General features: G+C 60.6%; 10 protein-coding genes. 6 read left to right on the forward strand and 4 right to left on the reverse strand.

Annotated features, from left to right (window positions below; all coding sequences use genetic code 11):
• Window positions 1-66: 66 nt before the first annotated feature.
• Window positions 67-915 (reverse strand): carboxylating nicotinate-nucleotide diphosphorylase, encoded by an 849-nt coding sequence (gene nadC, locus GHO32_RS00420; protein WP_048367315.1) that lies wholly within the window; start codon window positions 913-915, stop codon window positions 67-69.
• Window positions 916-1,318: 403 nt separating this feature from the next.
• On the opposite strand from nadC, the gene GHO32_RS00425 reads away from it, so the two are divergent.
• The 3 genes from GHO32_RS00425 (at window position 1,319) to ampE (ending at window position 4,233) form a co-directional block, all read left to right on the forward strand.
• Window positions 1,319-2,755 (forward strand): DUF1631 family protein, encoded by a 1,437-nt coding sequence (locus GHO32_RS00425; protein WP_371924580.1) that lies wholly within the window; start codon window positions 1,319-1,321, stop codon window positions 2,753-2,755.
• Between the two features lie 81 nt (window positions 2,756-2,836).
• Entirely contained in the window at window positions 2,837-3,400 is a 564-nt protein-coding gene (gene ampD / locus GHO32_RS00430) for a 1,6-anhydro-N-acetylmuramyl-L-alanine amidase AmpD (RefSeq protein ID WP_153334960.1), read from the forward strand.
• Window positions 3,397-4,233 (forward strand): regulatory signaling modulator protein AmpE, encoded by an 837-nt coding sequence (ampE, locus tag GHO32_RS00435; protein WP_153334961.1) that lies wholly within the window; start codon window positions 3,397-3,399, stop codon window positions 4,231-4,233. Before ampD ends, ampE begins: the two co-directional genes overlap by 4 nt.
• Window positions 4,234-4,400: 167 nt before the next feature.
• Here the strand turns inward: ampE and GHO32_RS00440 are convergent, their stop codons facing one another.
• The gene (locus tag GHO32_RS00440; protein WP_153334962.1) at window positions 4,401-5,183 is read right to left on the reverse strand and encodes a TatD family hydrolase; all 783 of its coding nucleotides are present in this window, start codon (window positions 5,181-5,183) and stop codon (window positions 4,401-4,403) included.
• 9 nt (window positions 5,184-5,192) lie between these two features.
• Entirely contained in the window at window positions 5,193-6,182 is a 990-nt protein-coding gene (gene cra / locus GHO32_RS00445) for a catabolite repressor/activator (protein WP_278942152.1), read from the reverse strand.
• A 341-nt stretch (window positions 6,183-6,523) separates the two neighbouring features.
• Here cra and ptsP point away from each other — a divergent pair, with 341 nt between their 5' ends.
• From ptsP to GHO32_RS00460, 3 genes are read left to right on the forward strand one after another with little or no spacing between them, the layout of a single operon-like run.
• The gene (gene ptsP / locus GHO32_RS00450; RefSeq protein ID WP_153337865.1) at window positions 6,524-9,388 is read left to right on the forward strand and encodes a phosphoenolpyruvate--protein phosphotransferase; all 2,865 of its coding nucleotides are present in this window, start codon (window positions 6,524-6,526) and stop codon (window positions 9,386-9,388) included.
• Window positions 9,388-10,332: a 1-phosphofructokinase gene (pfkB, locus tag GHO32_RS00455; protein WP_153336930.1), complete on the forward strand. Its 945-nt coding sequence runs from the start codon at window positions 9,388-9,390 to the stop codon at window positions 10,330-10,332. The genes ptsP and pfkB overlap by 1 nt, the downstream gene beginning before the upstream one ends.
• 11 nt (window positions 10,333-10,343) lie before the next feature.
• Window positions 10,344-12,080: a PTS fructose-like transporter subunit IIB gene (locus GHO32_RS00460; protein ID WP_153336931.1), complete on the forward strand. Its 1,737-nt coding sequence runs from the start codon at window positions 10,344-10,346 to the stop codon at window positions 12,078-12,080.
• Between the two features lie 161 nt (window positions 12,081-12,241).
• Here GHO32_RS00460 and GHO32_RS00465 read toward each other — a convergent pair whose 3' ends face one another.
• On the reverse strand, window positions 12,242-12,511 hold the full coding sequence (locus tag GHO32_RS00465; RefSeq protein ID WP_123751314.1) for a short-chain dehydrogenase: 270 nt from the start codon (window positions 12,509-12,511) through the stop codon (window positions 12,242-12,244).
• Window positions 12,512-12,710: the final 199 nt, after the last annotated feature.

Genomic DNA, 12,710 nt, shown 5'->3' on the forward strand with positions numbered 1-12,710 from the left:
TTGCCTCGCGATCTTTTGAATGTTTAAAAGATCGCGAGGCAAGCTCGCTCCTACAGGAGAGGATGGTTAGATGCTCAAACGCATCGACAGGTCCACCGCTTTGACATCTTTGGTCATGGCACCGATCGAGATGTAGTCCACGCCGGTTTCGGCAATCGGGCGCAGGGTGGCGTCGTTGATCCCGCCGCTGGCTTCAAGTTTGGCCTGGCCCGCATTAATGCGCACGGCTTCGCGCATGTCGTCCAGGCTCAGTTCGTCGAGCATGATGATGTCGGCACCCGCCGCCAGCGCTTCCTTGAGCTCACTCAGGCTTTCGACTTCGATTTCTACCGGCTTGCCGGGCGCGATTTTGTGCGCTGCGTTGATGGCTTCGGCAATGCCGCCACAGGCCGCGATGTGGTTTTCCTTGATCAGGAAGGCGTCGTACAAACCAATACGATGGTTATGGCAGCCGCCACAGGTCACTGCGTACTTTTGCGCCAGACGCAGGCCCGGCAAGGTTTTGCGGGTGTCGAGCAGCTTGACTTGAGTGTCAGCGACTTTATCGGCCAACGACTGCGCATGGGTCGCTACGCCCGACAACATTTGCAGAAAGTTCAGGGCGCTGCGTTCACCGCTGAGCAACGAGCGGGCAGGGCCTTCGAGGTGAAACAACACTTGGTTGGGGCTCACGCGCTCGCCGTCGACCACTTGCCAGTGCACGGCCACGCGCGGGTCAAGCTGGCGGAACACAGTGTCGACCCAGGCGGTGCCACTGATCACGGCTGCTTCACGGGTAATGATTGTTGCTTTGGCCAGGCGTTCGGCCGGGATCAGGCGTGCAGTGATGTCGCCGCTGCCCAGGTCTTCGGCTAACGCACGACGCACGTTGGCTTCGATTTCGGCAGTGAGGTCGGCCAGATGTAAATTCGGCATAACGCGCTCCACAAACAAAGTGCGTCGATTATATGACTATGCCGCTGCGGAACCCAAGGCGCATGCAGCGCAGGAATAACACGCCTAACTGTGCGGCTTTTGGCAGTTTCAGGATTAATTTGCCCGCTCGTTCACTGAAATGCCGAGTGTGACTGGTACAAGCGAGTTCTTTTACCGATAATCCGCCTTCTATTTGGCGTCATAGCTTTGACGCACTAAGTGATGTTCTGATTTCGACCTGCCAGCGAGTGTGCAAACACTTGCCGGTAACTGTCCGTGAGCGTCAGGCGTGACCCATGAGTCACGTGCATTTCACGGGGCAGCGAAGAAACCATTACTGGAGGGCAGGATGCAAAATGACGGGAAAGTGGGGCCTGGCTACAGGACCTCTACGGAGTTGGCGATGCATTCGCCGCTTACCCGCCTGCCTGTGATCCTTTTGCAGGTGCATGACAAGGCCGCACAGCAACTGAAATACGAGCTGCAAGTGCTGTTCGACAATGCCGATGAAACCCTGTTTGCAATGGCCGACAAGGCCCGCAGTGACGCCGAGCAAAGCCTGTATTTTGAAGCCATGCGCGACGTGCGGCTCAAGCGTAAAAACATCGAACGCGGCTTTCTTGAACGACTGTTTTTCGCCTTCCTCAAACTGACCCAGCCAGATACCAGCGAAAGCGCCTTGCAGGACCCTGTGCCGACACAGAGCGCCTTTTCATTGGTCATTATCGACAGCGAACGTGATCAAGCGATCAATGCCATGGTCACTCAAGTGCTGGCCCGGGATCAGCTCGACCTGTGCCACTTGACCACGCGCCTTAACACCTTGAGCTGGGTGACGCTCAATGAGCACACCAACCCGTTGGGGCCGGCCATGCTCTGCGAGTACTTCTTGCAGGCAGAACGCGATCAGGGCGTTAACCTCAAGGTCAAACTGATCATGTTGCAACTCTTCGAAAAGTACTTGCTCAGCCAGACCTCGCGCCTCTACGCCGATGCCAACCAGTTGCTGGTGGCTACGGGCGTGCTGCCCGAGATCTCGACCGGGATCGCTTGCTGTAGCTCAAGTAAGGCCGGGCACCAGCACGAATCGGTAGTGGCGGGCGAAGACGTGAACCAGTTGGTCGGCAAGCTGTTTGACTATATAAGCAGGGACCGCAACCTCGCGCCGCCGTTGAAAAAGCTCATGGGCCAGTTGCAAGAGCCCATGCTCAAGATCGCTCAGCTCGATCCGCACTTCTTCAGCAGCGACAGCCATCCGGCCCGCAGCCTGTTGAACGTGATGGCCGATGCGGCGGTTGGCTGGGATGACAGCGTGGGCGTGCGCAACGAGCCGCTGTACCGCGAAATCGAACAGCTGTTGAAGCAACTGGCGCGTTGCCCCTGCGTTGACACGCCCGAGTTGCTGGAAGAGTTGCTGCATGACTTCTTGCGCTTTACTCACGCCGAACGCGGGCTGGTCGAGCAGCTTGAGCACCGCACCCGTGCCCGCGAGCAATTGCAGGCACGCAAGTCGCGCCCGGTGGAGGCAAGCCCGCTGTCAGCGCTGGATGAGCAGGATCACTTGGGTTTGCTGCTGGTCAGCCAGCTACGTATTGGTACCTGGATCGAACTGCAAACCAACTCGACCTGCCGCCAGCGCTGCAAACTGATTGCGATTATGGAGCCTGAAGGGCGGCACATTTTTGTCAATCGCAGTGGTGTGAAAGTGGTGGAAAAAAGCCGCAACGACTTGATCGGCCAACTGCGCAGCGGGACGATTTCGTTGCTGGACGACCGCCCGTTGTTCGACCGTGCCCTGGCATCGATGATTGGTCGCCTGGGCCAATACAGCGCTCATTGATCCAAGGCAGGCAGATTGCTCCCCATCGCCGCGTTCATCGCGGCATACTGAGCCTTTGTTTAGCGTCGTTGAGGAGCCTGTATGCAGCTGGACCCCGCAAGCGGTTGGTGCAAAGGCGTGCGCCATTGCCCGTCACCCAACTTCAATGCGCGCCCTGAGGGCGAGATCTCCCTGCTGGTTATCCACAACATCAGCTTGCCGCCGGGTCAGTTCGGTACGGGGAAAGTGCAGGAGTTTTTCCAGAATCAACTCGACTTCACTGAACATCCCTACTTTGAAAGCATCCAGAAGCTCACGGTCAGTGCGCATTTTCTGATTGAACGTGACGGCAAAATCACTCAGTTTGTCTCGTGTCTTGATCGCGCCTGGCACGCAGGTATTTCATGTTTCGACGGGCGTGAGGGCTGCAATGATTTTTCTTTGGGCATCGAGCTGGAAGGCACCGATGACCTGCCATTCACCGACGCGCAGTACGAGTCACTGCTAGCCTTGACCCGGCAATTGCAAGCCGCCTACCCGGCGATCACGGCGCAGCGCATATGCGGGCACAGTGATATCGCACCGGGGCGCAAAACCGACCCGGGCCCGGCTTTTGAATGGATGCGCTTTCGTGACGCGTTGCGGCACACAGGAGATAAGCAATGAGTTTTGTGGTGTTACTGCTGGCGATTCTGGTCGAGAAGTTCTCGGCGCTGCGCCAGCGTTTGCAGTGTGATAGCGGCTGGTTGCGCGAACTGCACAAACTGGAGGCCAGCCCCAAACTGGCGAACAAACCGTGGTGGGTGCTGGCCATTCTGATTCTGTTCCCGGTGCTGGTCCTGGGCCTGCTGTTGTGGGTGCTGGAGCCGGTGGCGTATGGCTTGCTGGTGTTGCCGGTGCACCTGTTGGTGCTGATTTACAGCCTGGGCCGGGGTGACCTGCTCGCGGGGCTGGGGCCGGTTCGTGATGCCTGGCGGCGCGGAGATCTGCAGGCCAGTGCGCATGTGGCCGAGCGCGACATTGGCGTGCGTGCAGACAGCGGCGAGCAACTGCTTGAGAAAGTCCAGAGCCATTTGCTGTGGCAGGCGTATCAGAGCTTTTTTGCGGTGATTTTTTGGTACTTCCTGCTGGGCCCGGTGGCGGCCTTGAGCTATCGCTTGCTGGCGCTGGCGGCGGAGCACAGTAAAAACCCTGAGCTGGTTGAGCGTGCCCAGCAACTGCGGCATGCCTTTGACTGGTTGCCGGTGCGTTTGCTGGCGGCGAGTTTTGCGTTGGTGGGCAACTTTGCCGCGGTCACCCGGGTGATGTTGCACGAACTGCTGAGCTGGGACATCAGCGCAGAACAACTGATCAACAAAGCCGGTTGTGCCGCTGCTGAAATCCCGGCGCCGCAAGTCGGCCCGGAAGGCGTCGCCAGCCTCGACGCGCTGTGGGCCTTGCTGCTGCGGGCGGCGGTGCTGTGGTACACCGGTTTTGCGGTGTGGACGTTGCTGCTGTAAACCGTGGCCAACTCTGCCCTCACCCCAACCCTCTCCCGGGGGAGAGGGAGCTTCACCGAGGCGTTATAGAGTTCAGCGCAGTACTTTCAGGCCGCAGAAAAGCTTGCGCATCCCCCAATCGGCTCCCTCTCCTCCGGGAGAGGGCTGGGGTGAGGGGGGCAGGCAACTCAATCGTCCCAGCCAAACACCTCACACGCATTCGCCGTGCTGGCCTCGGCCAACACCTCGGCACTGATCCCCATGATCCCCGCCAGCGCTTCACAAATAGCCGGCAAGTGCTCCGGGCTGTTGCGTTGGTTGGGGTACATGACCGGCGCCATGTCCGGCGAGTCGGTTTCCAGCACGATGGATTCCAGCGGCAAGTCGGCGATGACTTTGCGCAGGCGCACTGCCTGCGGCCAGGTCGCGGCGCCGCCCAAGCCCAATTTGAACCCCAGCTTGATGTATTCGCGGGCTTCTTCCCGGCTGCCTGCAAACGCATGAATGATCCCGCCGCGCTTAAGCCGAAAACGCTTCAAGGTCGCAATCACCGGCGCATGGCTGCGGCGCACGTGCAGCAAGGCCGGGAGTGAGGCGTCTGCCGCCAGCGTGAACTGCGCTTCAAACAACGCCTGCTGAGCGTCGCGATCCAGCTCCGGCAAAAAGTAGTCGAGGCCGATCTCACCGACCGCACACAACTGCGGGTGCCCGGCCAGACGCTCCAGCCATTGCCCAAGCTCGCGCACATGCTCGGGCCGGTGCTGCTCCAGGTACACCGGATGCAAGCCAAAGGCGGCGTAGAGCTGAGGGTCGGTTTGGACCCAGTCCCACAGGCGCTGCCAATTGTCCTGATACACCCCCAACACCACCATTTGCCTGACCCCCAACGCCCGGCTGCGCGCCAGTAAAGACGTGCGGTCGGGGTCAAAGTCCGGGAAGTCGAGGTGGGTGTGGGTGTCGATCAGGTGCATGCAGCCAACCTACTGAATGCGCTGTTTAAAAGTACGCGCAATGGCCCGGATGCCCGGCTCGTAGCGCCGATCTTCAATGGCTGCCAAGGCCAGCTCCAGGGCTTTTTCAGCGATCAGCGGGTGCTGTTGGCCCATGGCATTGACCGGCAACGGCAGGAAGTCCAGCAACTGCGTGTCACCAAACGTGGCCAAGCGCAGCGGCGGCGTTTGATCAGGGTGGTCCAGTAAGGCATCGAACATGCCTTGCAGCAGCACGTAGGAGGTTGTAACCAGCGCCTCAGGAAAATGCCCCAAACGCTCCAGCAACTCATCGATGATGCGCCGGCCGCAGTCGCGGCTGAAGGCTGCGCCATGCTCGATCAGGATTTCACCTTCAAAGCCTTCCAGAGCCTGCTTGAAGCCCGCCGCCCGCGCCTGGCTGATGCTCAGTTCGGGACGTGCGCCGATCAGGGCGATTTGTTGCGGCAGGGGTTTGAGCAGGCTGCGGGTCAGTTGCAGGCTGGCTTCGCAGTCATCGCTGATCACAGAGCAGAAGCGCGCCGGGTCGAGGGTCCGGTCAATCGCAATGATCGGCATGCCGAGGTCTTGCAGTTGGCGGTAGCTGTCATCTTCAGGTGGCAGGCAACTGGCCACAAACAAAGCGTCGCAACGGCGGGCACGGAACAGCTTGAGCAACTGCCGCTCGCTGTCGGGGGCGTCATCGGAGCTGGCGATCAGCAATTGATAGCCACGCGCACGGGCGCCTTGCTCCAGTTGCTTGGCGATGCGTGCATAACTCGGGTTTTCGAGGTCCGGAAGAATAAAACCCAGTGTGCGCGTGTGTCGGCTACGCAGGCCTGCGGCTTGCGGGTTGGGAGTAAACCCATGCGCCTCGACGACTGCGCGTACGCGCTCGACCGTGCTGCTGCTGATGCGCTGCTGCTCGGCCTTGCCATTGATGACATAGCTGGCGGTAGTCACCGAAACCCCTGCCAGGTGTGCAATATCACTGAGCTTCACGCCGAAAATTCCTTATTTTTTGTAGTACGTGTCGACATTGTGGTCAATCCTAACCGATTACGGCAGTCGATCATCGTCTGCCTTGTGGTCACTGTATTTTTTTGCAACATCGCTCGGTTGACATCGATCAAACCGACAGGTTGGGCTTCAAGCGCGAGCGATTATGCAGTAACGTGCCGTTCTTTCTTGATTAAACGATTCAGCCTACGTGATTTAGGGTGTTTTCCTACGACAGCAGGGTGCTTGCCACACATCTGCTGACACACTCCGGGGAGAGCGACCTAAGCTGACATAATTCAAAACAATACCGTGCGCCATTGAGCGTCGGAAAAGGAGAACGCATGCTCGAGCTCACCATAGAGCAGATTTCCATGGGCCAAACGGCTGTGGACAAGTCTGCGGCGCTGCACTTACTCGCCGATAAACTGGTCGCCGATGGTTTGGTGGCCGAAGGTTATCTGAATGGCTTGCAGGCGCGTGAGGCTCAAGGCTCAACCTTTTTGGGGCAAGGTATTGCGATCCCCCATGGCACCCCTGAAACCCGCGACCTGGTGCACACCACCGGCGTGCGTTTATTGCAATTTCCACAGGGTGTGGACTGGGGCGACGGGCAGATTGTGTACTTGGCGATCGGGATTGCGGCCAAGTCCGATGAACACTTGCGGCTGTTGCAACTGCTGACCCGGGCGCTGGGTGAAACTGATCTGGGTGAAGCCCTGCGCCGTGCCAGCACACCAGAGGCGCTGCTCAAGTTGCTCCAGGGTGCCCCGCAAGAATTGGCGCTGGACGCGCAGATGATCGGCCTTGGCGTATCTGCCGACGACTTCGAAGAACTGGTTTGGCGCGGTGCGCGTTTACTGCGCCAGGCCGATTGCGTGAGCAATGGTTTTGCCGCCGTCCTGCAACAGGCAGAAGCGCTGCCGCTGGGCGATGGCCTGTGGTGGCTGCACAGCGAACAAACGGTCAAACGCCCGGGGCTGGCGTTTGTGACCCCAGACAAACCCATTCGCTACCTTGGCCAGCCGCTCAGCGGCCTGTTCTGCCTGGCCAGTTTGGGCGAAGCGCATCAGGCCCTGCTTGAGCGTCTGTGCGCCTTATTGATTGAAGGGCGTGGCCAAGAGTTGGGCCGCGCCACCAGTCGTCGTGCGGTGCTCGAAGCCCTGGGCGGCGAGTTGCCAGCCGATTGGCCGAGTGCACGCATCACTCTGGCCAATGCCCACGGTTTGCATGCGCGCCCGGCCAAAGTGCTCGCGCAATTGGCCAAGGGCTTTGAGGGCGACATTCGTGTGCGCATCCTCGATGGCCAAGAGGGCAGCGCCGTGTCTGCCAAGAGCTTGAGCAAATTGCTCAGCCTCGGCGCCCGTCGTGGCCAGGTGCTGGAATTTATCGCAGAACCGACCATCGCCAATGACGCCTTGCCGGCCATTTTGGCGGCGGTTGAAGAGGGCCTTGGCGAGGAAGTCGAGCCACTGGCACTTCAAGCCGAACACGCGCCGGTGTTGGCCGAGATGGCTGAAGTGGTGCTGGCCCCGGCTGCCGGCAGCGTGATCCATGCCGTGGCGGCATCGCCGGGCATTGCCATCGGCCCGGCGCACATTCAGGTGCTGCAAACCTTTGATTACCCGCTGCGCGGCGAGTCGTCTGCGGTTGAGCGTGAGCGTCTGCACGGTGCTATCGGTGCGGTGCGCCAGGACATCGAAACGCTGATCCAGCGCAGCCAGTCCAAGGCCATTTGCGAGATTTTCATCACCCACCAGGAAATGCTCGACGACCCGGAACTGACCGATGAAGTCGGTTCGCGGCTCAAGCAGGGCGAAAGCGCTGAAGCCGCCTGGATGGCGGTGATCGAAGCGGCGGCCCGTCAGCAGGAGTCCTTGCAGGACGCTCTGCTGGCTGAGCGTGCGGCGGACTTGCGCGACATTGGTCGCCGCGTGCTGGCGCAGTTGTGTGGCGTCGAAACCCTGGCCGAACCCGATCAACCCTACGTGTTGGTGATGGACGAAGTCGGGCCTTCTGACGTGGCGCGCCTCGACCCGGCGCGGGTGGCGGGCATTTTGACCGCACGCGGCGGGGCGACCGCCCACAGCGCCATCGTGGCGCGTGCCTTGGGCATTCCTGCCCTGGTGGGGGCCGGTGACGCCGTGTTGTTGCTGGCGCCGGGCACGCAATTGTTGATTGACGGTCAGCGCGGCCGCTTGCACGTGGCCCCCGATGCGGAAGCCCTGCAACGCGCCCTCGATGAACGTGACAGCCGTGAGCAGCGCTTGCTGGCCGCTTCGGAGTTACGCCATCAACCGGCCGTCACGCTAGACGGGCACGCCGTTGAAGTATTCGCCAACATTGGTGAGAGCAAAGGCGTGGCCGCCGCGGTTGAGCAGGGCGCCGAAGGCATCGGCCTGTTGCGCACCGAACTGATTTTCATGGCCCACCCCCAGGCGCCGGATGAAGCGACCCAGGAAGCCGAGTACCGCCGTGTGCTGGACGACCTGCATGGGCGACCTTTGGTGGTGCGCACGTTGGACGTGGGTGGCGACAAACCCCTGCCATACTGGCCTATCGAGAAAGAAGAAAACCCGTTTCTGGGGGTGCGCGGCATTCGTCTGACCTTGCAGCGCCCACAGATCATGGAAAGCCAATTGCGCGCGCTGTTGCGTTCGGCTGACAACCGCCCGTTGCGCATCATGTTCCCGATGGTCGGCAGCGTGGCTGAATGGCGTGCGGCGCGGGACATGACTGAGCGTCTGCGTCTGGAAATCCCGGTGGCTGACTTGCAGTTGGGGATCATGGTCGAAGTGCCTTCTGCCGCCTTGCTGGCGCCGGTACTGGCCAAGGAAGTCGACTTTTTCAGTGTCGGCACCAACGACCTGACGCAATACACGCTGGCCATCGACCGTGGTCACCCGACCTTGTCGGCACAAGCCGACGGCTTGCACCCGGCAGTGCTGCAACTGATCGACATCACCGTTCGCGCCGCCCATGCCCACGGCAAATGGGTGGGTGTGTGCGGTGAATTGGCGGCCGACCCATTGGCGGTGCCGGTGCTGGTGGGCATGGGTGTGGATGAACTCAGCGTCTCGGCCCGCAGCATCCCTGAAGTTAAAGCACGAGTACGTGAGTTGAACATGGAACGTCTTAAAACACTGGCCGAACAGGCCCTGAGCGTCGGCAGCCCGGACGAAGTCCGCGCATTGGTAGAGGCCCTGTAATGGCCAGAATTCTCACCATCACCCTTAACCCGGCGCTGGACTTGACCGTGCGCGTGCCGCACCTGGAACCCGGTGAAGTCAATCGCAGCCAGGCCTTGCTCAGCCATGCGGCGGGCAAGGGGCTCAACGTGGCGCAAGTGCTGGCTGACCTGGGCCACTCGCTGACCGTCAGCGGGTTTCTGGGCGAAGACAATCAGCAAGCCTTCAATGCGTTGTTTGCGCGCCGTGGTTTTGCCGACGCCTTTATCCGCGTGCCGGGCGAAACCCGCAGCAACATCAAGCTTGCCGAAGACGATGGCCGCGTCACTGACATCAATGGCCCCGGCCCGCACGTGAACGATCTGGCGCAACACGCCTTGCTCGACAAACTCGACCACATTGCCGCCAGCCATGATGCGGTGGTAGTGGCGGGCAGCTTGCCACGTGGCGTCAGCGCGCAGTGGTTGCGTGAATTGGTGCTGCGCCTCAAAGCCTTGGGCTGCAAAGTGATTCTGGACACCAGCGGTGAAGCCTTGAAAGAAGGCTTGCGTGCAGGCCCGTGGCTGGTCAAACCGAATGCCGAAGAACTCAGTGAAGCGCTGGGCCACCCGGTCAGCAGCGTGGCATCGCAAGTCGCAGCTGCCACCGAGTTACAGACCCTGGGGATTTCCCATGTGGTGATTTCTCACGGGGCGGACGGCGTGAACTGGTTCAGCCGCGGGACTCAACCCTTGCAAGCGCTGCCACCCAAAGTGCGCGTGGCAAGTACGGTCGGGGCGGGTGATTCGCTGCTGGCGGGCATGGTCCACGGCCTGATCAGCGGCCACAGCCCGGAACAGACCCTGCGCAGCGCAACCGCGATTGCGGCGCTGGCGGTCACCCAGATCGGTTTTGGAATCAGCGATGCGCTGCAGTTAGTGACGCTCGAAAGCGGCGTCAACGTCCGCGCCCTGGCACAAGAATAAGAGGGATACACATGAAATTAGCCATTGTGACGGGCTGCCCCAACGGTATGGTGACCAGCGTGCTGTGTGCCCGCTTGCTCGATGCCGCCGCGCAGCGTCAGGGCTGGAGCACCAGCGTAGAAGTGCATGATCCCAAGCATCCGGAACGTCAATTGTCCAAGGCGACCATCGACGAAGCCGAGTGGGTGCTGGTGGTCAGCAGCACGCCGTTGGACATGCAGCGTTTTATTGGCAAACGGGTTTTCCAGAGCAGCCCGGCCCAGGCCCTGCAAGATGTTGAAGCCGTGTTGCTGCGTGGCGTCAACGAAGCCCAGGTGTACACCGCCCCCAGCGTTGAGGCTGAGGTTACCGAGCAGGCCCACGCGCCTAAAATTGTTGCCGTGACCGCCTGCCCGACGGGCGTGGCGCACACCTTTATGGCGGCAGAAGCCTTGCAACAGGCGGCCAAGCGCTTGGGCTACGACTTGCAGGTCGAGACCCAAGGCTCGGTTGGCGCCCGCAACCCGTTGAGTGCCCAGGCCATCAGCGACGCGGACGTGGTGCTGTTGGCGGCTGATATTGAAGTCCCGACTGAGCGCTTTGCGGGCAAGAAAATCTACCGTTGCGGCACCGGCATTGCGCTTAAGCAGGCCGAAGCCACGCTGAAAAAAGCCCTGGCCGAAGGTCGGCAAGAGAGCGCGGCAACGGGCGGTGCGGCACCGGCCAAGCAAGAGAAAACCGGCGTTTACAAACACCTGCTGACCGGTGTGTCGTTCATGCTGCCGATGGTGGTGGCGGGCGGCTTGCTGATCGCGTTGTCCTTTGTGTTTGGCATTACCGCTTATAAAGAGCCGGGCACCCTGGCTGCGGCGCTGATGCAAATCGGCGGGGATGCGGCCTTTAAATTGATGGTGCCGTTGCTGGCGGGTTACATCGCCTACTCGATTGCCGACCGTCCAGGCCTGGCGCCGGGGATGATTGGCGGCTTGTTGGCGAGCACCTTGGGGGCTGGTTTTATTGGCGGGATCATTGCCGGTTTTATTGCCGGTTACTGCGCCAAGGCGATCAGCCGTTATGCGCGGTTGCCGCAAAGCCTTGAAGCGCTGAAGCCGATTTTGATCATCCCGTTGTTTGCCAGCTTGTTCACCGGGCTGGTGATGATCTACGTGGTCGGCAAGCCGGTGGCCGGCATGCTCGAAGGCCTGACGCATTTCCTCGACAGCATGGGCACCACCAACGCGATCCTGTTGGGCGTGTTGCTGGGCGGCATGATGTGTGTCGACCTGGGTGGGCCGATCAACAAGGCGGCGTATGCGTTTTCGGTCGGTTTGCTGGCCTCGCAAAGTTATGCACCGATGGCGGCGACCATGGCAGCGGGCATGGTGCCGCCGATTGGTTTGGGCATCGCGACCCTGATTGCACGCCGCAAATTCGCCCAGACCGAACGCGAAGCGGGCAAGGCGGCGATGGTGCTGGGGTTGTGCTTTATCTCGGAAGGCGCGATCCCGTTTGCGGCCAAAGATCCGCTGCGGGTGATCCCGGCCAGCGTTGTGGGCGGTGCGCTGACGGGTGCGTTGTCGATGTACTTCGGCTGCAAACTGATGGCGCCGCACGGCGGGTTGTTCGTGCTGTTGATCCCGAATGCCATCAACCATGCCTTGCTGTATTTGCTGGCGATCGTGGCCGGTAGCCTGGTGACCGCAGTGGTCTACGCCCTGATCAAACGCCCGGAGCCCGTGGACATGGCGCTGGAAACGGCCAAGGCGTGAAGCAAGCCCCTCACCCCAGCCCTCTCCCGAGGCAGAGGGAGCCGATTGGGGGTTGCTGTTGATTGGCTGCGGTCTGCTGGCCTTGGCGCTGATGTCGAAAACGACTCGGTCAGCCCCCTTTCCCTCTGGGAGTGGCTTGGGGGGAGGGCCAGCCATTTCGCTTATTTCGGTTGTAAACGCCAGCCCAGGACATTGAGCAGATCGCAGCCATCGCGCAGCAGGATCATGGCGGTGGTGGCGAGCTGTTTGAGGTCGATGGCGTCGGCATCTTGCACGTCGCGACTGGAGAAAGTTTCCATCAGTTGAGTCACCGCCAGTACGCGGGCGGTGGCATTGGCGTGCAAGACGTCAAGCGGGGCGTTGCGGTCGATCAGCAAGGCGGGGATGGTGCAATCGATGGCGGTAAGCGGGATGTATGTTGAGTTAGTCATGGGTAAATCTCTTGGACATAGAGTTTAACCATCCGCTTTCGTCGCCAAACAAAAACAGGTGGCCGCTGTACGCGGGTTGGCGAACCGGTATAGCCCAAGAAAACCCGGCAGATCCGAAGATCTCCCACGCACAGCAGCCATAAAGCACAGCGAGCAAAATACACGCTCAGCCGTATATAGCAATTACGCATTATTCTTG

It is taken from the genome of Pseudomonas sp. FSL R10-2189, from assembly GCF_009600325.1.
Taxonomy (GTDB): domain Bacteria; phylum Pseudomonadota; class Gammaproteobacteria; order Pseudomonadales; family Pseudomonadaceae; genus Aquipseudomonas; species Aquipseudomonas helleri.

What these genes read in the sequence shown, in the direction of transcription:
- nadC (WP_048367315.1), bottom strand. Translation starts at nt 915, where the DNA reads ATGCCGAATTTACATCTGGCCGACCTCACTGCCGAAATCGAAGCCAAC.
- GHO32_RS00425 (WP_371924580.1), top strand. Translation starts at nt 1,319, where the DNA reads ATGCATTCGCCGCTTACCCGCCTGCCTGTGATCCTTTTGCAGGTGCAT.
- ampD (WP_153334960.1), top strand. Translation starts at nt 2,837, where the DNA reads ATGCAGCTGGACCCCGCAAGCGGTTGGTGCAAAGGCGTGCGCCATTGC.
- ampE (WP_153334961.1), top strand. Translation starts at nt 3,397, where the DNA reads ATGAGTTTTGTGGTGTTACTGCTGGCGATTCTGGTCGAGAAGTTCTCG.
- GHO32_RS00440 (WP_153334962.1), bottom strand. Translation starts at nt 5,183, where the DNA reads ATGCACCTGATCGACACCCACACCCACCTCGACTTCCCGGACTTTGAC.
- ptsP (WP_153337865.1), top strand. Translation starts at nt 6,524, where the DNA reads ATGCTCGAGCTCACCATAGAGCAGATTTCCATGGGCCAAACGGCTGTG.
- pfkB (WP_153336930.1), top strand. Translation starts at nt 9,388, where the DNA reads ATGGCCAGAATTCTCACCATCACCCTTAACCCGGCGCTGGACTTGACC.
- GHO32_RS00460 (WP_153336931.1), top strand. Translation starts at nt 10,344, where the DNA reads ATGAAATTAGCCATTGTGACGGGCTGCCCCAACGGTATGGTGACCAGC.
- GHO32_RS00465 (WP_123751314.1), bottom strand. Translation starts at nt 12,511, where the DNA reads ATGACTAACTCAACATACATCCCGCTTACCGCCATCGATTGCACCATC.